The 23131-nt window shown below is 32.4% G+C and carries 21 protein-coding genes; 8 read left to right on the forward strand and 13 right to left on the reverse strand.

Features of this window, described 5'->3' with window-relative positions; translation table 11 throughout:
- Positions 1-16 precede the first annotated feature (16 nt).
- The 3 genes from H8K90_RS05635 to H8K90_RS05645 form a co-directional block, all read right to left on the reverse strand.
- Positions 17-1411, reverse strand: coding sequence for an OmpA family protein (locus tag H8K90_RS05635; RefSeq protein ID WP_186844942.1), 1395 nt, complete (start codon positions 1409-1411; stop codon positions 17-19).
- Between the two features lie 124 nt (positions 1412-1535).
- Positions 1536-2729 (reverse strand): glycine C-acetyltransferase, encoded by a 1194-nt coding sequence (gene kbl, locus H8K90_RS05640; RefSeq protein ID WP_186844943.1) that lies wholly within the window; start codon positions 2727-2729, stop codon positions 1536-1538.
- Between the two features lie 41 nt (positions 2730-2770).
- Positions 2771-5902 (reverse strand): UvrD-helicase domain-containing protein, encoded by a 3132-nt coding sequence (locus tag H8K90_RS05645; RefSeq protein WP_186844944.1) that lies wholly within the window; start codon positions 5900-5902, stop codon positions 2771-2773.
- Between the two features lie 110 nt (positions 5903-6012).
- Here H8K90_RS05645 and H8K90_RS05650 point away from each other — a divergent pair, with 110 nt between their 5' ends.
- Positions 6013-6621 carry a superoxide dismutase gene (locus H8K90_RS05650; protein ID WP_186844945.1) on the forward strand — a complete coding sequence of 203 codons (609 nt, stop codon included), beginning with the start codon at positions 6013-6015 and terminating at the stop codon, positions 6619-6621.
- Between the two features lie 532 nt (positions 6622-7153).
- Here H8K90_RS05650 and H8K90_RS05655 read toward each other — a convergent pair.
- The 4 genes from H8K90_RS05655 to purN all read right to left on the reverse strand — a co-directional run bounded on the left by H8K90_RS05655 (position 7154) and on the right by purN (position 11406).
- Positions 7154-9052 (reverse strand): amidophosphoribosyltransferase, encoded by a 1899-nt coding sequence (locus tag H8K90_RS05655; protein WP_186844946.1) that lies wholly within the window; start codon positions 9050-9052, stop codon positions 7154-7156.
- An 86-nt stretch (positions 9053-9138) separates the two neighbouring features.
- On the reverse strand, positions 9139-10065 hold the full coding sequence (locus H8K90_RS05660; protein WP_186844947.1) for a PfkB family carbohydrate kinase: 927 nt from the start codon (positions 10063-10065) through the stop codon (positions 9139-9141).
- A gap of 78 nt (positions 10066-10143) precedes the next feature.
- On the reverse strand, positions 10144-10785 hold the full coding sequence (locus H8K90_RS05665; RefSeq protein ID WP_186844948.1) for a ribonuclease H1 domain-containing protein: 642 nt from the start codon (positions 10783-10785) through the stop codon (positions 10144-10146).
- 24 nt (positions 10786-10809) lie between these two features.
- Positions 10810-11406 carry a phosphoribosylglycinamide formyltransferase gene (gene purN, locus H8K90_RS05670; RefSeq protein ID WP_186844949.1) on the reverse strand — a complete coding sequence of 199 codons (597 nt, stop codon included), beginning with the start codon at positions 11404-11406 and terminating at the stop codon, positions 10810-10812.
- Positions 11407-11589: 183 nt separating this feature from the next.
- Here purN and H8K90_RS05675 point away from each other — a divergent pair, with 183 nt between their 5' ends.
- From H8K90_RS05675 to pyk, 5 genes are all read left to right on the forward strand, one after another.
- Positions 11590-11823 carry an acyl carrier protein gene (locus H8K90_RS05675; protein WP_008269813.1) on the forward strand — a complete coding sequence of 78 codons (234 nt, stop codon included), beginning with the start codon at positions 11590-11592 and terminating at the stop codon, positions 11821-11823.
- A 13-nt stretch (positions 11824-11836) separates the two neighbouring features.
- Positions 11837-13087 carry a beta-ketoacyl-ACP synthase II gene (gene fabF, locus H8K90_RS05680; protein WP_186844950.1) on the forward strand — a complete coding sequence of 417 codons (1251 nt, stop codon included), beginning with the start codon at positions 11837-11839 and terminating at the stop codon, positions 13085-13087.
- Positions 13088-13094: 7 nt separating this feature from the next.
- Complete coding sequence (rnc, locus tag H8K90_RS05685) at positions 13095-13838, forward strand: ribonuclease III (protein WP_186844951.1); 744 nt, start codon at positions 13095-13097, stop codon at positions 13836-13838.
- 121 nt (positions 13839-13959) lie between these two features.
- Positions 13960-14439 carry an IPExxxVDY family protein gene (locus H8K90_RS05690; RefSeq protein ID WP_186844952.1) on the forward strand — a complete coding sequence of 160 codons (480 nt, stop codon included), beginning with the start codon at positions 13960-13962 and terminating at the stop codon, positions 14437-14439.
- Between the two features lie 4 nt (positions 14440-14443).
- The gene (pyk, locus tag H8K90_RS05695) at positions 14444-15883 is read left to right on the forward strand and encodes a pyruvate kinase (protein WP_186844953.1); all 1440 of its coding nucleotides are present in this window, start codon (positions 14444-14446) and stop codon (positions 15881-15883) included.
- A 218-nt stretch (positions 15884-16101) separates the two neighbouring features.
- Here pyk and H8K90_RS05700 read toward each other — a convergent pair whose 3' ends face one another.
- From H8K90_RS05700 to dinB, 4 genes are all read right to left on the reverse strand, one after another.
- Entirely contained in the window at positions 16102-16590 is a 489-nt protein-coding gene (locus H8K90_RS05700) for a hypothetical protein (RefSeq protein ID WP_186844954.1), read from the reverse strand.
- A gap of 101 nt (positions 16591-16691) precedes the next feature.
- Positions 16692-17036 carry a hypothetical protein gene (locus H8K90_RS05705; RefSeq protein ID WP_186844955.1) on the reverse strand — a complete coding sequence of 115 codons (345 nt, stop codon included), beginning with the start codon at positions 17034-17036 and terminating at the stop codon, positions 16692-16694.
- Positions 17033-18019 (reverse strand): TolB-like translocation protein, encoded by a 987-nt coding sequence (locus H8K90_RS05710; RefSeq protein WP_186844956.1) that lies wholly within the window; start codon positions 18017-18019, stop codon positions 17033-17035. Before H8K90_RS05710 ends, H8K90_RS05705 begins: the two co-directional genes overlap by 4 nt.
- Positions 18020-18064: 45 nt before the next feature.
- Entirely contained in the window at positions 18065-19174 is a 1110-nt protein-coding gene (dinB, locus tag H8K90_RS05715) for a DNA polymerase IV (RefSeq protein ID WP_186844957.1), read from the reverse strand.
- 39 nt (positions 19175-19213) lie between these two features.
- On the opposite strand from dinB, the gene H8K90_RS05720 reads away from it, so the two are divergent.
- Complete coding sequence (locus H8K90_RS05720) at positions 19214-19684, forward strand: CYTH domain-containing protein (protein ID WP_186844958.1); 471 nt, start codon at positions 19214-19216, stop codon at positions 19682-19684.
- Positions 19684-20214: a YciI family protein gene (locus H8K90_RS05725; protein WP_186844959.1), complete on the forward strand. Its 531-nt coding sequence runs from the start codon at positions 19684-19686 to the stop codon at positions 20212-20214. The genes H8K90_RS05720 and H8K90_RS05725 overlap by 1 nt, the downstream gene beginning before the upstream one ends.
- A 52-nt stretch (positions 20215-20266) precedes the next feature.
- Here the strand turns inward: H8K90_RS05725 and H8K90_RS05730 are convergent, their stop codons facing one another.
- Together H8K90_RS05730 and H8K90_RS05735 are read right to left on the reverse strand one after the other, a co-directional pair.
- A complete protein-coding gene (locus tag H8K90_RS05730; protein WP_186844960.1) occupies positions 20267-22180 on the reverse strand; it encodes an OmpA family protein in 1914 nt (637 codons plus the stop codon).
- Positions 22181-22200: 20 nt separating this feature from the next.
- A complete protein-coding gene (locus H8K90_RS05735; protein WP_186844961.1) occupies positions 22201-23106 on the reverse strand; it encodes a PorP/SprF family type IX secretion system membrane protein in 906 nt (301 codons plus the stop codon).
- Between the last annotated feature and the right edge of the window lie 25 nt (positions 23107-23131).

Genomic DNA, 23131 nt, shown 5'->3' on the forward strand with positions numbered 1-23131 from the left:
TATTTTAGAGATATTATTAGTTTTTCAACTTCACCTCTACACGTCTGTTTTCTTTTCTACCAGCTCTTGTTTTGTTATTAGCGATAGGATTATCTTCACCGAAACCAGCTGCAGTTAATCTATCTGCACTAATACCATTAGCGATTAAGTAATCTCTAACTGCGTTAGCTCTTCTATCAGATAAAGCTTGGTTAGTAGATTTAGAACCTACACTATCAGTATGACCTTCAATTGAGAAATCTGCTTGTGGGTAATCTTTAAAGATTGCTACCATAGCTTGTAATACTTGGTCAGTTTCTTTTTTGAAAGAAGCTTTACCTGTATCGAATAAGATAGATCTAGCATAACTATTTAAAGTTTCCATTACTGGAGCAGTTGGCTTAACTTCTGGACAACCATTGTTAGCAGCAGTACCAGCTTCGTTAGGACACTTATCGTCTTTATCTAAGATGCCATCACCATCAGTATCTGGCCAAGGACATCCGTTGTTTGCAGCAGGACCTGATTCGTTAGGACAGTTATCATCACCATCAGCAACACCGTCACCATCAGCATCTGGACAACCCATTAAGTTTTTAAGACCAGCAACAGTAGGACACTTATCATCTTTATCCATTACACCATCACCATCACCATCAGGACAACCGTTAAATTCAGCTAAACCAGGAGTGTTAGGACAATCGTCTTTAGAATCTTGAATACCATCGTTATCAGAATCTGGACAACCATTAAAGATCTCTAAACCAGCTTCTTCTGGACAAGCGTCATCTTGATCGTAGATACCATCATTATCAGTATCAGTACCACCAAACTTAAGAACGATACCAAGAGAATGTTGGAAATGCTTAGATAATCTATCTTCAAAAGCATGCTTGTAAGTAGATTGAGCTTCAACAGCTAATTTTTCAGTCACCCAAAATTTAAGACCTAAAGTTCCATTTATAGTACCTGCACCTAAGTCATCTACCCAAGTGTAACCACCACCAACACCTAAATAAGGGTCGAATTTGTTAGAGTTAATAACATCCATAAAGCTGTAAGAAACTCTACCATCAAGACCAAAATATGTTAAATCATCAACATTATTTGTTGTTTCAACACCAGTTGGACTAACATTAGAACCAAATTTCTCTATTTTGTTAAGAGAACCTGTAGCTGTAAAAGTAAAACCATCGCTAAGGTATCTAGAAACAGAAATCATAGATATAGACGGCATAATGTTCCAATGATCTGTAACGTTAAAATATTCGTCAAAATAATCACCTTGAGGTGTGTCTTCTCCTACAGGATAAAAATCAACTGCATTAGTTGCAATACCAAGAGCCCACGGATTGTTCTTATCTTGAGCATTTGAAGTGCTAAAACTCATAAGAAGCACTGCGGCAAAAAATAATCTGCTAAGATTTTTCATATTCAAATTTATTTTAATTTTAAGTGTTAATTGTTAGCAAAAGTAAGTTGTTAAATATTATTAACAAAGACAAATATATAAAAATATTGTTATATCGCCCTAAATCAGCGAGTTTGTAACCATTTTAAATAATTTCGAGTCTTTTACCAACTTTAATAAAAGCTGCTATTGCTTTATCTAGTTGATTTTGGTCATGGGCTGCAGATAGTTGTACTCTTATTCTCGCTTTATCTTTAGGTACAACGGGAAAAAAGAACCCAATAACATATACACCTTCTTCTAATAGCATATTTGCCATAGTCTGTGATAATTTGGCATCGTATAACATTACAGGTACAATTGCAGAGTCACCATCAACGATATCAAACCCAGCTTCTTTCATCCCTTTTTTGAAGTATTTTGTATTCCAATCTACTTTATCTCTTAAACCAGTGTCGTTTTTAAGCATATCAAAAACCTTAATAGAAGCCCCAACAATAGCTGGTGCTAAAGAATTTGAAAATAGATAAGGTCTAGAGCGTTGGCGAAGAATTTCAATAATTTCTTTTTTAGCTGTTGTATAACCTCCCATGGCTCCACCCATTGCTTTTCCTAAAGTTCCTGTAATAATATCTATACGTCCGAGAACTCCTTTTTCTTCAAGTGTACCAATTCCTGTTTCACCAATAAAACCAGTGGCATGGCATTCGTCTATCATAACCATCGCATCGTACTTATCTGCTAGATCACATATTTCATCTAAGGGTGCAACCAAGCCATCCATAGAAAATACGCCATCAGTTACAATAATTTTAAATCGTGCTCCATTTTCATTAGCTGCAATTAGCTGCGCTTCTAAATCGGCCATATCATTATTTTGGTAACGATATCTAGCTGCTTTACACAATCTTACTCCATCTATAATAGAAGCATGATTTAAAGAGTCTGAAATAATAGCATCTTCTTTAGTTAACAATGGCTCAAATACACCACCATTTGCATCAAAAGCCGCAGCATATAATATAGTGTCCTCTGTGCCATAAAAATCTGCAATCTTTTGTTCTAACTCTTTATGTATATCCTGTGTACCACAGATAAAACGCACTGAAGACATCCCAAAACCATGGGTATCCATTGTGTCCTTTGCTGCTTGAATAACTTCGGGATGCGATGATAAACCTAAATAATTGTTTGCACAAAAATTTAAAACTTTTTGCCCAGTGTTAAGTGTTATTTCGGCACCTTGAGGTGAGGTAATTATACGTTCCTCTTTAAAAAGACCGGCATCTTTAATAGATTCTATTTCTTGTTGTAAATGTGTTTTTATATCTCCGTACATGTTTATTATTTTAGTTGTAGTGCAAAGATACTATGTATAAATTAGACTTCAATAACATCAATGGTGTCATTTATGTAAACTAATAATTTGTGAGTTACCGTTAAGTTCATTTGAGTTAATACAGTTTCATAATCATTAAGCTGAGTTTTATGAAACGCTTTTTGTTCACCTGTTTTATAATCTATAATAATAGCTTCGTGTTTAGAATTAATGTTTAAACGATCTGGTCTTAAAAGCTGACCAGAACTTGTAATTATATCACGTTCGTTATATATTTTGAAATTATCTTGATAATAAACGGCTAGTTTTGGGTGTTCAACAACATTTGCAACTAAAGTTTCTAAATCGTCTTTGTTATCTTTTGTTATTTCTCCAGAAACTAAAAGATCATTAAATGCAAAATCGAGGTTGTCAATGGTTTTAATTTTAGACAAAACCAAGTGCACTAAATTACCTCGTTCAATCGCTTTTTCTTGTTTGGTATCCCATAATAATCCAGCTTTTGTTATAATACTTAAATTGTGATCTTCTTTTGGTACAGAAATAAACTTTAGAGCTTTTGAAGCGCTTTCTTTTTCTAAATTACTTTGTTTTAAATTTAACTTCCCAAAACTATAATTTAGTTGATTATCATTCCATTTATTTTGCTGTTGCAAATACGAAATAAACATACCTGCATAGGTGTTTTCGCTTACAACTCCTTTTGAGCTTATGTCTTTTTTAGAAATAATATGTAAATGCTCAACAGCTCTTGTTAGTACAACATATAGTAAATTAATATTATCTAGTTCTAATTGTGATTGGTGTGTTTGGTAGATTTCATTACCAATTTCACCATAATGTTCTACATCTTTTCCATAATTGAGTAGTAAAGTATCAAAACCACAATATTCTTCCCCAATAACTGGAAACCAAACTTTAGGCTCTAATTCTTTATAAATATTAAGATCTGCAAACGGAAATATTACAACTGGGAATTCTAGTCCTTTAGATTTATGAATGGTCATAATTTTTACGGCCTTCATGTTTTCTGGAGATACCACACTAAGCTTATCTTGTTTTTTATCAAAATAAGATACAAAAGCTGCTAAATCCGAATGCTGTTTTTGAGAAAACTCTAATACCTCATCCATATAAAATTGAAGATAAGCATCTGATTTTTCGTTAAGCTTAAAGGTTCTAATAATATGCTCAACAAGTTCGTAAAGTGGTAGTTGAAGGAGCTCGTCTTTATTAATGAAGATTTGTAATTGCTTTAACTCTTCAAACATATCATCTAGACTATTCTTTAGATATAAAGTAAAAAATTGATGTTTATCTTTAATATGATATTCTTCTGCTATATAGGAAAGTACTTCTACTTTAAGACTGTCATTATTAGGTTGTAAAAGCAATTTTAAAAATGAAGAAACGAAATTAATTTTGTCAGAATTTTTTAAAAGTAAAGTTTCTGAAGACGTAATTTTAATTCCTTGGTCACTGAGGTAATTTGCTAAAGCAACGCCTTCTTTTCGCTTTCGCACCAAAACACATACATCATCTAGCGCAAAGCCATTTGCTACACATTGATTAATTGTTTTTAAAACCTCTAAAGCATACAATTCTGTAGCGTCATCTTCTTTTGTAATGTCTAGAAAATTGAGATTTACAAAACCATCCAAATTGCTAAAAGGTATTTGCCCAGCATGCTTATACAGATCGGCATACTGTGCATTACTAAAATAGCGTTCACTCAAAAACTTAAAAAAAGAATTATTAAAAGCAATAATTTCTTTTGCACTTCTGTAATTAGTATTAAGTGGCACAACTTCTGCTTCAACTTGAAAAGGGTTGACTGTTTCATTGTACAGGTTTATAAATTGTTCTGCTTCGCCACCACGCCATCTATAAATGGCTTGTTTTGCGTCGCCTACCAACATGGTAGAACCATTTGCTGCAGAAAGTGCATTATCTAATAAAGGTACTAGATTTTCCCATTGCATTTTTGAGGTATCTTGAAACTCATCAATAAAGTAATGCTTAAATTTTTCGCCCAAACGCTCGTATATAAATGGAGTGGGTTGGTCTTTAATTTCGTTGCTAATTATTTTATTAAATTCTGAAATAAGCATTTTGTTTTGCTCATCTTTTATAGCATTTAATTCATTTTGAATAGCGTTTAAAACCGAAAGAGGTGTTATATTTTTATAAAATTCTTTTTTGAGTTTTAATTCAAAAATTAAACGTTTTGTTTTTGTAAAAGCTTCAGTAAGGGTAGGTTGAATACTTTCTATTGTAGATGCAATAGTTTCGGTAACACGCTTAGGGTAAATGGTATTTCCTTCTTTGAGATCATTTTGCCAAGCTGCTTCAAAGCCAACAGAAAATTGTTTGTCACTTAATTTTTGAAAATGATTTGGTAATGAACTTCTATTAAAATCATCAAACTGTAAGCCACATTCTTCTATTAATGTTAAGCTAGCTTGTGCAGCTTTTACAATATGGGTTTCAAGCTGCAGAATTTGTTTAATCAACTTCTCTTTTAATAATTTAAAATCCTGTAGCGTTTTACCTTTTAAAGTTTCAATTGCAAAAAGATCATTTTCATTAACTAAAAGTTTCGCAATTTTATTAAAGTCGTAACTAATATCCCAGCTTTTATCGTCGTCTGCTTTTTCTATAGCAAAGTCTATAAGAACTTTTGTTAAGGTGTTATCGTTTCCGGCTTTAGCAATAAGGCTATCAACGGCTTCGTTTAATAGACGTTCTTGGTCGAGTTCAACTTCAAAATTCACAGGTAAATTTAAGTCGTGAGCAAAGGTTCTAATAACTCTATGTGTAAAACCATCTATTGTAGAAATATCAAAAGCACCATAATTATGAATAATATGCTTTAATATGTGTTTAGATTTATTGTGAAGAAAAATAGGTTCAATTGATAATTCATCACAAATAGCCACAAACATTGGATGTGGTTGCTGTAAACTTTTTTCTGATGAAAATGACTTTAGCATATCTATAATACGCGCTTTCATTTCGCCTACAGCTTTATTGGTAAATGTAATGGCTAAAATAGATTTAAACTCGTCGTAGTTTTTAGATTGTACGAGTATTTTTAAATACGCTTTAGCTAACGTAAATGTTTTTCCGCTACCTGCAGACGCATTGTAAATTTTGTAAGGTGAATTATGCAAATGAAAAATTTTATACCAAAATAGGGAATCTTAATAATTTATTTAGACTTTCTTGTTTTCAATATTGTAAATTTGTGAAAATAGAAACATTAACATAAAAATTTAAGACTATGGCTTTTGAATTACCAAAATTAAAATACGCTTATGATGCTTTAGAACCTAATATAGATGCTCGTACTATGGAGATACATCATACTAAGCACCATAATGGTTATACAACGAAACTTAATGCAGCAATAGAAGGTACAGATTTAGCAGGAAAGTCAATCGAAGATATTCTTACTAATTTAGATATGTCTAATAGTGCAGTTAGAAATAATGGTGGAGGATATTATAACCACTCTCTATTTTGGGAGGTTATGAATCCTGAAGATAGAGGTTATCTTTCTGGAGACTTAAAAGATGCTATTGAAGCTGAGTTTGGGTCTAAGGATGCATTTATTGAAGCATTTAGCAAGGCTGCAGCGACTCAATTTGGATCTGGTTGGGCTTGGTTGTGTGTACATAAAGGAGGTAAAGTAGAAGTTTGCTCTACACCAAACCAAGACAATCCATTAATGCCAGGTGTTACATGTGGTGGTACACCAATTTTAGGATTAGATGTATGGGAACATGCTTATTATTTAAATTACCAAAACAGAAGACCAGATTATATTAATGCATTTTTTAATGTTATTAACTGGAATGAAGTTGAACGTCGTTATGCAGAAGCGAAGTAAGTAACAATAATATTATAATTTAAAAATCCGTGTCTTGTAAAAGGCTCGGATTTTTTTATGCTTTAAAAAGTAATATTTTGTTTGATGAGATTCTCACTTTCGTGAGAATTAAAAATGAAAAAGGGTGAACAGACGTTCACCCTTTTTGCCCCAAATCTACCATAAACTTAACCTACTTATGTTATGGTGATTCAAATATAAGTTTACATTATTTTAACTGTTCAATTTTTTGGACAAACGACCTATATATTAGCCTAAGCGTGGAAAGAACCGCGTTTCTGGGATGATATGTATAAAATTGAATCTTAAATTAAACAAATGACTTAAAGTAAAACTTTAATTAAGTGTATAAAAAAAGGTGAACTAAGTTCACCTTTTTTTGCCCCAAATCTACCATGAACTTAACCTACTTATGTTATGGTGATACCAATGTAGATGTATTTTGTTAAAACAAACTAAATATCCGATAAAACGCAGTATTCTTCGACTAAATACTTGTTTTATCGGATAAAAAGCTATTTTGGGGTGATTATTAGTATGCACGCTCCTTATTTCCTTCAAAGAAATTAATAAAGGCTCTATTTACTACTCTATTACCTCCAACGGTTGGGTAATTACCAGTAAAGTACCAGTCTCCTAGATTTTTAGGACAGGCTTTATGTAAATTCTCAACAGGTTGAAAAATAATTTTTACTTCAGCATTAACTTCTTCATCGCTTAGTAATTCAGAAATTTTGTCAGAAATCTGTTCGTCTGTAAAGTTATCGTAGATCTCTTTAACGTAGTTAACTACGTTTTTATCTTTCAAATCAACTTGAGTTAAACATTTATTATAAACCTCTTCAACGATATGGTATTGGTTGTTATCTTTTAATAATTCTAATGCAGCTCTAAAGGCAACTAAACTTTCTAGATTTGCCATATCTATTCCATAACAATCCGGATAACGTATTTGAGGAGCAGAAGACACAACCACAATTTTCTTAGGTTTAAGTCTATCCATCATTTTAATAATACTTTTCTTAAGAGTTGTACCTCGTACAATACTATCGTCAATAATAACAAGATTGTCTGTGGGTTTAATAACGCCATAAGTAACATCGTATACATGGGCCACTAAATCATCTCTACTGCTGTCTTCTGTAATAAAGGTTCTTAGTTTTACATCTTTAATGGCTATTTTTTCTATCCTTGGGCGTTCGGATAAAATTTCTGTAACTCTTTCGGCAGAAAGCTTTCCGTTTCCGTTTAAAATAGATTGTGTTTTTCTTTTGTTTAGATACTCTTCTACAGTATCAATCATTCCAAAGAATGAGGTCTCAGCAGTATTTGGTATAAATGAAAAAACTGAATTTTCTGTATCATTATCTATAGCTTCAAGAACTTTTGGCATTAGTAATCTACCAAGCTCTTTTCGTTCTTCATATATTTCTGCATCACTACCACGAGAAAAATAAATACGCTCAAAAGAACAAGCTTTGCGCTCTAATGGTTCTAGTATTTTTTTAATAATGGTTTTACCAGATTTTTTAGTGATAATAGCATGTCCAGGTTCTAATTCTTTAACATCTTCAAAAGAAACATTAAATACTGTTTGAATTACTGGTCGCTCGGAAGCTACAACCACTACTTCATCATCTTTATAATAATATGTTGGTCTAATACCAGAAGGATCTCTAAGTACAAAAGAATCTCCATGACCTAATAAACCAGCCATAGCATAACCACCATCCCAGTTTTTGGCAGCACGTTTTAATATTTTACCAACTTTAAGGCGTTCAGCAATAAGAGGAGAACATTCATTTTTGTTATACCCTTCTTTCTTTAAATCTCTATAAATTTTTGAAACGGCATCATCTAGAAAATGACCAATTTTCTCCATTATTGTAATGGTGTCTGTGTATTCTTTTGGATGCTGTCCTAAATCTATAAGGTTGCCAAAAAGCTCTTTAACATTAGTCATGTTAAAGTTTCCTGCCATAATTAAGTTTCTATGCTGCCAGTTATTTTGTCTTAAAAAGGGATGAACACTTTCTACACTGTTTTTTCCAAAAGTACCATAACGAACATGTCCTAATAAAACTTCACCTATATAAGGTATGTTCTTTTTTTGAGCAGCAACGTCATTATTATATTCTGGATGTGCAGTTAACTCTTTATTAATACGCTCGTTAATTTGAGCAAAAATATCTTGAATTGGTTGTTGTGCAATAGAACGCACTCTACTTATGTAACGTTCTCCTGGATTGGTGTTTAATTTAATGCTAGCAAAACCAGCTCCGTCTTGTCCACGGTTGTGCTGTTTTTCCATCATTAAATACATTTTATTAACTCCATAAAAAGCACTACCATATTTTTCTTTATAGTATTCTAATGGTTTTAAAAGTCTAATAAGTGCAATACCGCACTCATGTTTTAAAGCATCACTCATGGTATAATTACGCTGTTCGTTTATTTTTAATTAGATCCTAAACTTATTTAGGATAAAAAAACGCGCTCAATTTTGAGCGCGTTAGTTTAAGTTAATTCTATATCAAATTGTGTTAGACTTTTAAATTGGTCTAAACGTTTATAAATTTCTTTATCTGTTAAGTTAAGCATTCTTTCTGTGCCAAATTTCTCCACACAGAATGATGCTAATGTAGATCCGTATATTACGGCCTTTTTCATATTCTCAAAAGAAAAGTCATTTGTCTTAGCTAAATATCCAGCAAAACCTCCAGCGAATGTGTCGCCTGCACCAGTTGGATCAAAAACTTCTTCTAATGGTAAAGCTGGCGCATAGAAAACATTATCATTATGAAACAATAAAGCTCCATGTTCTCCTTTTTTAATCACTACATATTTAGGTCCCATTTCATGAATCTTTCTTGCAGCAACCACTAAAGAATATTCACCAGATAATTGTCTTGCTTCTTCATCATTAATGGTAATTAGATCCACATTTTTAATTACAGACAATAAATCATCTAACGCTATATCCATCCAAAAATTCATGGTGTCTAAAATGGCTAATTTTGGTTTTTTAGTCATTTGATCTAACACACCTTGTTGTACTGCAGGATGCAAATTCCCTAACATTACCACTTCAGCATCTTTATAATTATTAGGCACAACAGGATTAAAATACTCTAATACATTTAGCTCAGTAACCAATGTATCACGAGAGTTCATATCATTATGATATTTTCCACTCCAAAAGAAGGTTTTACCATCTTTAACAATTTCAATACCTTCTATGTTTACATTTCTATTTTCTAAAAGATCTAGATATTCTTTTGGAAAATCGCCACCAACAACAGAGACTGCTGCGGAATCCACATTAAAGTTTGAAGCAGATAAACCTATATAAGTGGCTGCACCACCTAGAATTTTGTCGGTTTTACCAAAAGGAGTTTCAATAGCATCAAAAGCTACTGTCCCGACAATTACTAATTTACTCATAAAGTAATTTTGAATTAGAGTGCAAATTTACATAAAATATATTCCTTGTGAAATAATGATTTTGTCTTTAAAGAGATATTATTTCCTCCCAAAATCAGCAGGAATTTCTCCCCAAGCTTTGGTTTCCCATTTTACAATGGTAGTGGTATATTCATTGGTTTTTAGCCATTCTTCTGCACGCTCTACCAAATCGTAAACAGGTTTGTTTTTTGCGTTACGCTTTAATTTAGAGTTGCACTTTTTTTTTCGTACCCAACTCATTGCTGTTTTTGAGTCTGTATACATAATGCGGTCACTATTATGTTGTTTTAAAAAGGCTAAGCCGTGTACTAATGCTAAAAATTCACCTATATTATTAGTCCCTTCTTCAAATGGCCCTTGAATAAAAAGTTGTTTTTTAGTTTTTGTATCTACACCTCTATATTCCATTTTTCCAGGATTTCCGCTTGAAGCCGCATCTACAGAAATAGAATTATAATTGGGCAGACCTATTTTTTTTAGTTGCACTTCGGTGAGTTCACTTTTAAAAGATTTAGATTTACCAATGTAATCTTTATAATTAATGTTTAAGGCTTTTTTTGCAGCTTCAAAAGTTGAAAATGATTTATACTGAGCTCCTTTAAAATCTTTAATTTGGGCATTGCAGTCATCCCATTTCTCAAAAACTCCTGTTTTGTGACCTTTCCAAACAGTGTAATATTTTTTCTTTTTTTTTGACATAAATTATTTTGACACTAATTTTCACTAATCACTTTGGATTTTAGTTTTTGAAATTTGGGATTTGAGTAAATCATCCACCACGATAGGAAAATGCTCCATTTCCAATAAATGAATTTTTTCAGCAACATCTTTAGCAGAATCTGAATTGCTTACTTCACATTTGGCCTGAAAAATAATAGCACCCTCGTCATAATTTTCGTTTACGTAATGGATTGTAATGCCTGTTTCAGTTTCTTTATTGGCGACTACAGCTTCATGAACATGCATACCATACATACCTTTTCCTCCATATTTTGGTAATAATGCAGGATGAATATTAATAACTTTATTCTCAAATTCTTTTAAAATAAACTCAGGAAATTTCCAAAGAAAACCAGCCAACACAATAAGGTCTGGCCGCGAAGCTTTTAGTATATTTAAAACGTCATCTGATTTAGAAAACGCAACCCTATTAAAAGATAATGCGCTAACATTGAGTTTTTTACAGCGATCCAATACTTTGGCATAAGGATTGTTAGTTAATACCTGAATAACAGACGCATTATCGTTGTTGTGAAAAAACTTAATTAAATTTTCAGCATTAGAGCCACTTCCGGACGCAAAAATTACAACACGTTTCATTTACAGGTATATTTCTTCAATTATTCAAAACAAAAAAAAGAATAATAATTAACAATTAGGGTAAAACCAAAATACTTTATCTTTATTTTTACTAAATTAAAAGCACATTTTATCGGTAAAGGTGATTAATCAAATAAAGTTTTTTATTTTTGCCATCTAATTAAAACTTAAAATTAAAAAATTATGTCAGACATTGCATCACGAGTAAAAGCGATTATCGTAGATAAATTAGGTGTTGATGAAAACGAAGTTGTAACTGAAGCTAGCTTCACTAACGATTTAGGAGCGGATTCATTAGATACTGTAGAATTAATAATGGAATTTGAAAAGGAATTCGATATTCAAATCCCAGACGATCAAGCTGAGAACATTGCAACAGTTGGTCAAGCTATCTCTTATATAGAAGAAGCAAAATAATAACTTTATTTTTATGGAATTAAAGCGAGTCGTAGTTACCGGTTTAGGTGCACTTACACCAATAGGCAATACCAAAGATGAATATTGGAATGCCCTAATTAGTGGAAAAAGTGGTGCTGCACCTGTGACGCATTTTGATGCTGAAAAGTTCAAAACACAGTTCGCTTGTGAAGTAAAAAACTTTGAAGTTACTGACTTTATTGACAGAAAGTTAGCGCGTCAAATGGATAAGTTTTCGCAGTATGCAATGGTAGCTTCGGATGAAGCAATTGCAGACTCAAAATTAGATCTAGACGCTATAAACAAGTTGAGAGTTGGAGTCATTTGGGGAGCAGGAATTGGTGGTTTAGAAACATTTCAAGAAGAGGTGTTAAACTTTGCTGCTGGTGATGGTACACCTCGATTTAATCCAAGATTTATCCCAAAAATGATTGCTGATATAGCGCCAGGAAACATATCTATAAAATATGGTTTTATGGGACCAAACTACACAACAGTTTCTGCTTGTGCATCTTCTGCAAATTCAATGATCGATGCTCTAAATACAATTCGTTTAGGACATTGTGATGTTGTAATTACAGGTGGAAGTGAAGCTGCAGTTACTATTGCTGGTATGGGAGGTTTTAACGCTATGCATGCCATGAGTACGCGTAATGATAGTCCAGAAACAGCATCTAGACCCTTTGATGCAAACCGAGATGGTTTTGTATTAGGTGAAGGAGCAGGTTCTATCGTTTTAGAAGAGTACGAACATGCAAAAGCAAGAGGAGCTAAAATCTATGCAGAAGTTGTAGGTGGTGGTTTATCTTCTGACGCATATCATATGACAGCACCACATCCTGAAGGTATTGGTGTTATAGCGGTAATGAAAAATTGTTTAGAAAATGCGGGCTTAAATCCTGAAGATGTAGATCATATTAATACACATGGAACATCAACACCATTAGGTGATGTTGCAGAGTTAAAAGCTATATCAGAAGTATTTGGTAGCCATGCTAAAAACATAAATATTAATTCTACAAAATCTATGACAGGTCATTTGTTGGGTGCTGCTGGAGCTATTGAAGCTATTGCTTCAATTTTAGCCATGGAGCATGGTATTATACCACCAACAATTAACCACGAAACGGTTGATGAAAACATAGATCCAGAATTAAATTTAACGCTCAATAAAGCTCAGAAACGAGATATTAAAGTAGCAATGAGTAATACATTTGGATTTGGCGGTCACAACGCTTGTGTATTATTTAAAAAATTAGATTAAATCCCGAATGAGCATCATTCGTAACATATTAAAAAATTCCCGTACTGAAGAAGACGGGAATTTTTTTTTACAACTCAAAACAATTCTTGGGTTTAAACCGAAATCTAAATCACTATATATTAAGGCATTTACCCATCGTTCTATGAATATTAAGGACAAAAAGGGGAATGCGGTTAACTACGAACGCTTAGAGTTTGTGGGAGACGCAATGCTAAGTTCTGTTATAGCAGCCTATTTGTTTGAGAAAGTACCACATGGTGATGAAGGATACTTAACAAAAATGCGCTCTAAAGTAGTTAGTAGAGAGCACCTTAACGAGTTAGGAAAAGATTTAGGGCTTATAGATTTGGTACAAAGTAGAATCTCAAAATCTAATTTCGGAAATAATATTCATGGCAATCTTTTTGAAGCTTTAGTTGGCGCTATTTATTTAGATAAAGGTTATAAGTTTTGTGAAAAATTTATTTACAGACGTGTTATTAACCCTTATGTAGATATAGAAACTTTAGAAGGTAAAGTAATCAGTTACAAGAGTTTACTTATAGAGTGGTGTCAAAAAGAGAAAAACACTTTCGATTATGAAGTGTATGAAGATACAGGCAATGACGAACTTAAACATTTCTCTGTAAAATTAAGTATCAACGATAAAGTGGTGTCTAAAGCAAGAGCAACTTCAAAAAAGAAGGCAGAAGAAAAAGCCTCTAAACGTGCATTCTTTGCATTTCAGAATCAAATTACCAAGCTCATTTAACTATCCGTATTCAATACCTTACAACTATAACGTTTTCGTAAATTTTATAGGATAAGATTAACCAAATCTTAATAAAACTAAGCTTTTATTATACTATATTTACCATTCAAGCTTATAGAATATGGCTTTACACAAACTTCTGGTAGATGATTTCTATGACGATACCTACAAGCTTATTGCTATTCATTGTAGGCTAGAGGATTATCGTTTAGCCTATTTGCTTAACAAGAATTTAGACATAAATCTAGAACGAAAAGCAGAAGACATAGATATTAAATATTTAGAATCGTCTTATAGTTTTTTTGAATGGAATAATGAGACAGAATACATTACTTGGAATTTAATTTCTAATGTATGTAAAAAGGAAGAAGATAGTTTGTCTAGTACAGGTACATTGTTTGAGACTAGTGAAAAGGTTCTAAAAACATTTCATTTAATTTCTGAATACAATCGAGTAGATTATTTCATTAAAATTTCTGATGAAATACAGAATGTAAATGAAAAGCTAATCTTAAGTAAGTTACAAGCCATTCCACAAATTATAACAAGTTATACGGTAGATCCGTTAAAAATAAAATCTAAAGACCATTTAATTTTTTGAATTAATGCCAAATAAAAAGACAAAAATAGTAGCAACATTAGGTCCTGCAACAAGCAGTAAAGATGTTTTAAAAGCAATGTTAGATGAAGGTGCTAATGTATTTAGAATCAACTTTTCGCATGCAGATTATAAAGATGTTGAAGAACGTATAAAAATGATACGAGAGCTCAACGATGAGTTTGGTTACAATGCATCAATTTTGGGTGATTTACAAGGCCCTAAATTGCGAGTTGGTGTAATGAAAGGTGAGGTGGTTGTAAATCCAGGGGATGAAATTATTTTTGCGACAGGAAAACGTTTTGAAGGTACAAAAGATAGAGTTTACATGACCTATGATAGTTTCCCACAAGACGCTAAACCAGGAGAACGCATTTTATTAGATGATGGAAAATTAATTTTTGAAGTTGTTTCTACGGATAAGAAAACTGAGGTAAAAGCTAAAGTTATACAAGGTGGTCCTTTAAAATCTAAGAAAGGTGTTAACTTACCAAATACAAACATCTCGCAACCAGCTTTAACCGAAAAAGATATTGAGGACGCCATTTTTGCAATAGGCCAAAAAGTAGATTGGATAGCATTATCTTTTGTAAGACATGCCGAAGATTTAATGCAGTTAGAAAAGCTTATCAATGAGCACAGTAATCATAAAATTCCGATTATAGCTAAGATTGAAAAACCGGAAGCTGTTGAGAATATTGATAAAATTGTAGCTTATTGCGATGGTTTAATGGTAGCTCGAGGCGATTTGGGTGTAGAGATTCCTGCAGAGGAAGTACCATTAATTCAAAAACAATTAGTACTTAGAGCCAAACGTGCCAGAATACCAGTGATTATTGCCACCCAAATGATGGAAACAATGATTACAAGTTTAACACCAACACGTGCCGAGGTTAATGATGTTGCCAATTCTGTTATGGATGGTGCTGATGCAGTAATGTTATCTGGTGAGACGTCTGTTGGTCAATATCCTGTGCAAGTGATTCGCCAAATGGCAAATATTATACGCAGTGTAGAAGATTCGCCATTAATTGAAGTACCACAATCTCCACCTCATATTCGTACCAAACGTTACATTACAAAATCGATTTGTTACCATGCTGCTAATATGGCTAATGAAATTAATGCAAAAGCCATTTCTACATTAACTAATAGTGGCTATACAGCATTTCAGATTTCTGCGTGGCGACCTTCTGCTCATATTTTAGTATTTACATCTAACAGGCGTATTTTAACCCAACTCAGTTTACTTTGGGGAGTAAAAGCATTCTATTACGATAAGTTTGTAAGTACAGACGAAACTATAGAAGATGTAAATGCCATTGCTTGTAAAAAAGGCTACTTAGATGTTGGTGATATGCTTATTAGCTTAGCAGCAATGCCAATACAAGCCAAAGGTATGGTAAATACTCTAAGAGTTACTGAGATAGAGAGTTGTAGTTTTTAGAAGAGAATTTTTCGTTAACGGTCTTGTATACGAAAAGTACCACTGAAATAAGCGATAATTTTTGGATTAAATATAAGCCGAAGTTTTAAACTTTATTAATTATTTTATTTTTGAAAAGTCGTCAAATTTAAAAATTTGAAGACTTTTCAAAAATGCCCAAACCTTTGTGTTAGCCAAGACTCGCGCGATTTTTTATTTACGTTGTTGTAACACGTATTTTATTGTTCCGAGTCACCTATTATATAAAAGAGTGGTAAATCGAATTGTGACTTATTTTCTTCTGTCAGATAATGAAATTGCATTCCCCAGCCATTATCAAATCCTAAAACTCCATAATCTAAATTGAAATATAGTGAACCCATACCGTCTGTAACTGGTTTGGTTTCGTATCTGTCAAATTTATATTTGTTTTGAATTAGGTTTTTTTCTTCAAGTAAAAATTCTGTATTTCCAAAATGGATTTTGTTAGAACTTTTAATAAATTTAAAATCCATATTTTTGGTTGAATCCACCAGATTTATGTATTCATATTGGATAAGACTATCTTTATTTTTTATAGTCAATTTATAGTCATCTTTTCTCTTAATTGTATCCATTTCATAAATTATTAATTGTCTTGGTACAATTTCTTCTATTATTTGTTTTTTAGCTGGTTCATTACAGCTAAAAAGTCCGACTGAAATTAATATGTAAATGATTTTTCTCATATGAATTACAACTATAATGATATGATTTTGTTTCAATAACTTATATCAGAAGTTAACGAAGTTCGTTGAAATTTTTCAGAAAGTCAAGGGTTAAAGAAAAATTACTTCATATTATACATATAAAGTAAAATAGCTATGCCAATCAATAAAAATACAATGATATAGTTCTTAGTATTAGAAGAATTGCTTGATATGATATGATTTCCTTTTTTACGCTGTACAGTTCGGTTATGCACTTTTAAACTACTTACTTCCGTTTTTAAAACAGTGTCTCCTTCATAGTAATTAGAATTTACTTCTAAATTATCGACAATATCTTTACAGTCTTTTAAACTCAATTTAGTTTTGTCTTTAATTAACTTTATGGCACTTAGCTTTTTACCATTATTGATTAAATGAAGCAATTCGTATTTGTTAATTTCAATATTATTTATGGTAATAATCATTGGCTTATAAAAGTTTTAAAATCTACTTGATAAATGCGACTTGCGCCATTATCATATTTATTAATCTCAGAAAATAATTCTTCAGCGTCACTAAAACCATCTTCATTCATGGTTACATTGCTTCTTCTACTCGTAAAATATAATGTGCCATTCATTACAAAAGGACAAAACTCCATCCCTTTAGAGTTAATGGTTTTACCTAGGTTTTCGGCTGTTGTCCATTTGCCATCTACATTTTTACTAATATACATGTCCCCTGAGCCAAGTGCATCTGGTCGTCGCCAACCACCAAAGATTATATAAGATTCGTCTGGTGCAATAAAGGCATTGTATTCTGCTCCTTTGGTATTGACGCCTTCACCTAAAATTGTTGGTTCTGAGTAGGCATTGTTTTTCCATTTACTCATAAAAATATCATCTTCAGATGCTAATTCTTTTTTAATAGTAGTAAAATAAAGGTTTCCATTAGTTGCCACTGAAGGATAAAATTCATCAGCCTCTGTATTTATTGGTGCACCAATATTTTTTGGTTTAGACCAGGCTGCTGTTTTAGTTTTGCGCTCAACATACCAAATATCCATATCTTTTGTGTTGGTACTATCTACTGCAATAGGTCTATTGGACACAAAAAAAAGTTTTAGATTATCTGGTGATAAGAAAGGTTCTAAATCTGTATATTTTCCTGAGAAGTTACATATTTGAGGTGTTTGCCATTCATTAGCTTTTTTTTCAATTTTCATGATTACAGAAAGTTCTCTTGCTGGACTTTGCAATGTAAAATAAGCTTCGTTTTCCTCCGAATTAATTGTAAAATCCCTAACATTAGTAAATTTAGAAAAGATGTGTTCTGCAAAAGGTTGCACACCATTTTTGGTGGTTTCTATTTGTTTAGTGGTAGTTTCTGGTATTATAGTTTCCTTCTCTTTACACGATATTAGTACTAAAAAGGAAACTATAAATAGTAATAGATTAATTAATTTCATGAGTAATTATTTAATAGATATCTTAAACTTAAGAAAATCACAACATTAAAATTCAAATTTTAACTGTACACTAACAGATTCTTTTTCTTTTTGTGATGGTTTAGGCTTCTTAAGGTCGGTGTTTAAATTAGATATGGAAATGCCTAAAAGTCTTACGGAATTATTGAGGGTATTTTGATAAAGTAGATCTTTTGCAGTTTCTAGAATTATAGCTTTTTCACATACATAATAAGGTAATGTTTTGCTTCTTGTTTGTAAAGTAAAGTCGCTATATTTTATTTTAAGTGTTATCGTTTTACCAGAGACTTTACTTTTATTTAATCTTTTAGAAACTTCTTCGGCTATGTGCTGTAATTTTTCTAACATAAATATCTCAGAAGATAAATTTTCGCTAAACGTTCGTTCTGCGGCTAAAGATTTCCTTATACGATTCGGTTTTACTTCGCTATTATGTATACCGCGTACAACGTAATAATAATAACGACCAGATTTCCCAAAATTTTCGTCTAAGTATTCTATACTTTTCGATTTTAAATCTTTACCCGTAAAAATGCCTTTTTGGTACATTTTTTCGGCAGTAACTTTACCAACTCCATAGAATTTTCTTATGTCTAAATCTTCTAAAAATTGGAGCACATCTTCTGGATTAACTGTTTTCTGTCCATTGGGTTTATTGTAATCACTTGCAACTTTAGCAATAAACTTATTAATTGATATACCTGCGGAAGCTGTTAAGCCTACTTCGTTAAATATCTTTGTTCTTATCTCTTGGGCAATTAAAGTGGCACTAGGATGCCCTTTTTTATTTTCTGTAACGTCCAGGTAAGCTTCATCTAGCGATAACGGTTCTACTAAATCCGTGTATTCATAAAAAATTTTTCGAATGCGTTTCGATATTTCTGTGTAGCGTTCAAAATCTGTGCGTACAAAAATTAATTCTGGACAAAGTTTTATGGCTAATTGTCCAGACATAGCACTTCTTACGCCAAATTTTCGAGCTTCGTAACTTGCAGCACTTATTACACCGCGTTTTCCTCCACCACCAACGGCGATCGCTTTTCCTTTAAGTTCGGGATTGTCCAATTGTGCTACAGACGCATAAAATGCATCCATATCTACATGAATTATCTTTCTTATTGGTAAATCGTTAAGCATACTGTAAATTTAGACATTAAATATCTTTTTTACTTTTTCATGATAGAAATAGAACGTAAATATTTAGTTACATCTAATAATTTTAAAACGGAAGCATTTAATAGTTATGCTATAAAGCAAGGCTTTTTAAATAGTGAAAAAGAACGAACAGTTCGCGTAAGATTAAAAAAAGATAAAGGATATTTAACTATAAAAGGTAAGTCTAGTGATGATGGCTTATCTCGATTTGAATGGGAAAGAGAAATACCTAAACTAGAAGCGGAGCATCTTTTACAAATATGTGAAGAAGGCATCATTGATAAAATAAGATTTGAAGTGAAATATGGAAACCACACCTTTGAAGTTGACGAATTTTTTGGCGATAACAAAGGCCTAGTGATTGCAGAGGTAGAATTAAACACTAAAGATGAAATGTTTATAAAGCCAGACTGGTTAGGAAAAGAAGTCACGGGAGATATAAAATATTATAATTCGCAATTAAGTAAAAAACCCTTTAAAAACTGGAAATAATGAAAAAGACATTTTTAGCATTAATTTTTTGTTGCACGATTGTGGCATGTAAAAACGACTCTAATATTAAGTCTAAAATGGTTGTTGAAGAGACTAACAATTCTCAGTCCATAGAAGATAATAAGGAAAACATCACAGAACCATCAACTACAGAACTAAAAGCTAAACTTATTGAAAAGGGCTATCAAGTTTTTGATTACGTCAATGAGAAAACGCAAGATACTATGTTAATGCAGCAGTATTTTATTGCTTTTTTAAAAAGAGGACCCATTCGTAACCAAAATGAGGAAGAAGCCGCAAGACTTCAAAAAGAGCATTTGGCACACTTAGGTAAAATGTATGAATTGGGTTATGCGGATATTTCAGGTCCGTTTGGTGATGATGGTGATATAAGAGGAATTACTATTTATAGTGTACCAACTTTAACGATGGCAGATAGTCTAGCAAATTCTGATCCGATGGTAAAAGCCGGTCGTTTGGTAATAGAAATGCATCCTTGGTGGGCAGGAAAAGGGTTACCTTTAAGATAAAATAAAAAAGGCTCTGAATTTTCAGAGCCTTTTTTTATTTAAAAATATTAGTTTATTGTGGTTGTGGTCCACCACTAACAATGATAAATTCAGAACGTCTATTTAATTGACGTTCTTCATCTGTACATTTTGTACCACAATCTATTTTTGGTTCAGTTTCTCCTTTACCAACTCCAGAGATACGAGATGCATCAATACCTTTTGAAATAACATATTGAACTGTAGTTTTTGCTCTACGATCAGATAATCTTAAGTTGTAAGAATTAGAACCTATATAATCAGTGTGAGAAGTTGCACTTATCACTAAATCTGGATATTTATTCATTATCTGTACTAATTTATCTAATTCAAATGCTGCTTGAGCAGTCACGTTAGATTTATCATACTCAAAATAAATAGGCGCAAGTTCAATTTTATCTTCAACAATTAGCTTTTCAATAGGATCTAATGAAATCTGAACATTGTTTTCCTCTTCGCTAGAACCTTTTACAGCTACTTTTTTACTATCAAAGCCGTCCATTACAACTTCTAATTCTGTATCCTCTTCACATTCAATGATAAATTCTGCAATACCTTCATCATTTGTTGTTTTAGAAGTTACTTTATTACCTTCAGCATCATAAAGAGATACAGAAGCACCGCTAATAGGTTCACGTGTTTTATCGTCTAAAACAGTTGCACTTACTAAGACATCACATAAAGGTTGTAGTTTCTTAATTAGATAAACATCGTCACTACCTTTTCCACCTTCTCTATTTGATGATACAAAACCTTCTTCAGATTCTTCATCAATTGAAAATGCAAAATCGTCTGCATTACTATTAACAGGGATTCCTACATTTCTTATTGGTGCCATCTTTCCATCAATTTCTCTGGTAAAAAACACATCCATTCCACCAAGTCCTAAGTGACCATTAGATGAGAAATAAAGTGTATTGTTACTACTGATAAAAGGAAACATTTCTTGACCTTCCGTATTAACTTTTTGACCTAAATTCACTGGTTCTCCTAATGTTCCATCTTCATTTATAGGTGCTTTGTAAATATCAAAATCTCCAAAACCACCTGGCATATTAGATGAGAAGTATAAAGTACTACCATCTGGACTAACAGAAGGATTTTTAACTGAATAGTTGTAGCTATTAATTGCTAAACTCTCTACAGTATCCCAGTCTGAACCTAATTTAGTTACCTTATATAGGTACAACTGACCAAAACGAGTACTACTTAAAGAATCTTTTTGGTAATCTTTTTCAAAGTAACTCTCTCTAGACATATACATGGTATTTCCGTCTGGTGTAAATGTTACTAAACCTTCGTGATATTTTGTGTTTAATTTATTGTTGGCTAATTCTGCAGCTTGGTAAGAACCATCACTATTTTTAGTCATTGAGTAAATATCTAAAAATGGTTGCTCGTTCCATCCGTAAGTTTTACGGTTATCGTTACGACCAGAAGTAATATATAATTTACCATCATGTAAAGTGCCACCAAAATCTGACTGCTCTGAGTTAAAATCTGCATTTTGCACATTAAACTTTTTACCTTGTTCTAAAATTTTTGGAAGGTAATTAGGGTTTTTTCTATAAGCTGTAGCTCTATCATCCGATGGTCGCATTGTAGCAAAACGTTCCATTTGTTGGTTAGAAGCTTCGTACTTACCATTTGCCTTTAGCATTTGAGCGTACTTGTAAACCATTTCTGCGTCATCAGAAGTTTCTAAAGCTTTGGCATACCAACGCTCTGCTTCAACTGTATTAAAAATGTTATAATAACTTTCTGCTAACTGACCATATACATATGTATCAGCTTTACCTTGTTCTACAAGTTTATTATAGCTTTTTGCCGCATCCACAAATTCAAATCGCGAAAATTGCTTATCTGCTTTTTTGGTGTCTTTGTTTTGAGCAGTTAAGCAAAAACTACTCATCAACGTAATAAATAATAATGTTTTAAAGTTTTTCATAATTGATTTAGCTTAACTGATTAAAAGTATCTAGGTGAACGAGAAACTCGTGTTGGGAAATTAAGATCGAATAACAACATTATCTCATGAGATGCTGGTGCATATGCCTTAATATCTGATGTTATTGCGTCATACGCATAACCTATTCTCAAAGACGGTGTAAGGGCGAAATTAATTAACCCAGAGAACGAATCATCTAGTCTATAAGATAATCCCACTTCAAATGTTCTATAGAAACGCGCATTTACATTTACATCAAACGATGTTGGCGCATCAAATGCAGACTTTACCATAAACGATGGTTTTAATTCTGTATTTTCTGATAAATCAAAAACATATCCACCAGTAAAGAAATAATGCTGAGTTTCTGAACCTAGTTTAAAACCATTTGCATCTAAATGTACTGATGATAATAAGTTAGGTACAGATAAGGATAAATAGTAATTGTTAGTGTAATAAAAGAAACCTGCACCAATATTTGGTGTCATTTCATTTACATTTTCACTAAAAAAAGGATCAGATGCATCAATAACATCTAAATCATTTAATCCAATGTTGTGTAAAGTAACACCACCTTTGACACCAAAAGCTAGTTTGTGCTCACCACCTAAATTTAAGGTGTAAGAGACATCTGCATAAACATTAGTTTCTTTTACAGGACCAATTTGGTCTGCAATAACAGACATACCTAATCCAAGATTATTACCAACAGGTGAGTGTGCAAAAAATGTTCCTGTTTCTGGAGCACCATCAATACCTTTCCATTGTTTTCTGTACAATAGTCCGAAAGAAAGATTCTCTCGTGAGCCTGCATAGGCTGGATTAATGATATTCATATTATACATGTACTGTGTGTACTGAGGGTCTTGTTGCCCGTGCATTTGCAATGCTAAAAGCAAAACCGCTATAATAGAGAGTTTTTTCATATTATAATTTAAGTTGATTCAGTTA

Source organism: Winogradskyella echinorum, assembly GCF_014297365.1.
Taxonomy (GTDB): domain Bacteria; phylum Bacteroidota; class Bacteroidia; order Flavobacteriales; family Flavobacteriaceae; genus Winogradskyella; species Winogradskyella echinorum.

What these genes read in the sequence shown, in the direction of transcription:
- H8K90_RS05635 (WP_186844942.1), bottom strand. Translation starts at nt 1,411, where the DNA reads ATGAAAAATCTTAGCAGATTATTTTTTGCCGCAGTGCTTCTTATGAGT.
- kbl (WP_186844943.1), bottom strand. Translation starts at nt 2,729, where the DNA reads ATGTACGGAGATATAAAAACACATTTACAACAAGAAATAGAATCTATT.
- H8K90_RS05650 (WP_186844945.1), top strand. Translation starts at nt 6,013, where the DNA reads ATGGCTTTTGAATTACCAAAATTAAAATACGCTTATGATGCTTTAGAA.
- H8K90_RS05655 (WP_186844946.1), bottom strand. Translation starts at nt 9,052, where the DNA reads ATGAGTGATGCTTTAAAACATGAGTGCGGTATTGCACTTATTAGACTT.
- H8K90_RS05660 (WP_186844947.1), bottom strand. Translation starts at nt 10,065, where the DNA reads ATGAGTAAATTAGTAATTGTCGGGACAGTAGCTTTTGATGCTATTGAA.
- H8K90_RS05665 (WP_186844948.1), bottom strand. Translation starts at nt 10,785, where the DNA reads ATGTCAAAAAAAAAGAAAAAATATTACACTGTTTGGAAAGGTCACAAA.
- purN (WP_186844949.1), bottom strand. Translation starts at nt 11,406, where the DNA reads ATGAAACGTGTTGTAATTTTTGCGTCCGGAAGTGGCTCTAATGCTGAA.
- H8K90_RS05675 (WP_008269813.1), top strand. Translation starts at nt 11,590, where the DNA reads ATGTCAGACATTGCATCACGAGTAAAAGCGATTATCGTAGATAAATTA.
- fabF (WP_186844950.1), top strand. Translation starts at nt 11,837, where the DNA reads ATGGAATTAAAGCGAGTCGTAGTTACCGGTTTAGGTGCACTTACACCA.
- rnc (WP_186844951.1), top strand. Translation starts at nt 13,095, where the DNA reads ATGAGCATCATTCGTAACATATTAAAAAATTCCCGTACTGAAGAAGAC.
- H8K90_RS05690 (WP_186844952.1), top strand. Translation starts at nt 13,960, where the DNA reads ATGGCTTTACACAAACTTCTGGTAGATGATTTCTATGACGATACCTAC.
- pyk (WP_186844953.1), top strand. Translation starts at nt 14,444, where the DNA reads ATGCCAAATAAAAAGACAAAAATAGTAGCAACATTAGGTCCTGCAACA.
- H8K90_RS05700 (WP_186844954.1), bottom strand. Translation starts at nt 16,590, where the DNA reads ATGAGAAAAATCATTTACATATTAATTTCAGTCGGACTTTTTAGCTGT.
- H8K90_RS05705 (WP_186844955.1), bottom strand. Translation starts at nt 17,036, where the DNA reads ATGATTATTACCATAAATAATATTGAAATTAACAAATACGAATTGCTT.
- H8K90_RS05710 (WP_186844956.1), bottom strand. Translation starts at nt 18,019, where the DNA reads ATGAAATTAATTAATCTATTACTATTTATAGTTTCCTTTTTAGTACTA.
- dinB (WP_186844957.1), bottom strand. Translation starts at nt 19,174, where the DNA reads ATGCTTAACGATTTACCAATAAGAAAGATAATTCATGTAGATATGGAT.
- H8K90_RS05720 (WP_186844958.1), top strand. Translation starts at nt 19,214, where the DNA reads ATGATAGAAATAGAACGTAAATATTTAGTTACATCTAATAATTTTAAA.
- H8K90_RS05725 (WP_186844959.1), top strand. Translation starts at nt 19,684, where the DNA reads ATGAAAAAGACATTTTTAGCATTAATTTTTTGTTGCACGATTGTGGCA.
- H8K90_RS05730 (WP_186844960.1), bottom strand. Translation starts at nt 22,180, where the DNA reads ATGAAAAACTTTAAAACATTATTATTTATTACGTTGATGAGTAGTTTT.
- H8K90_RS05735 (WP_186844961.1), bottom strand. Translation starts at nt 23,106, where the DNA reads ATGAAAAAACTCTCTATTATAGCGGTTTTGCTTTTAGCATTGCAAATG.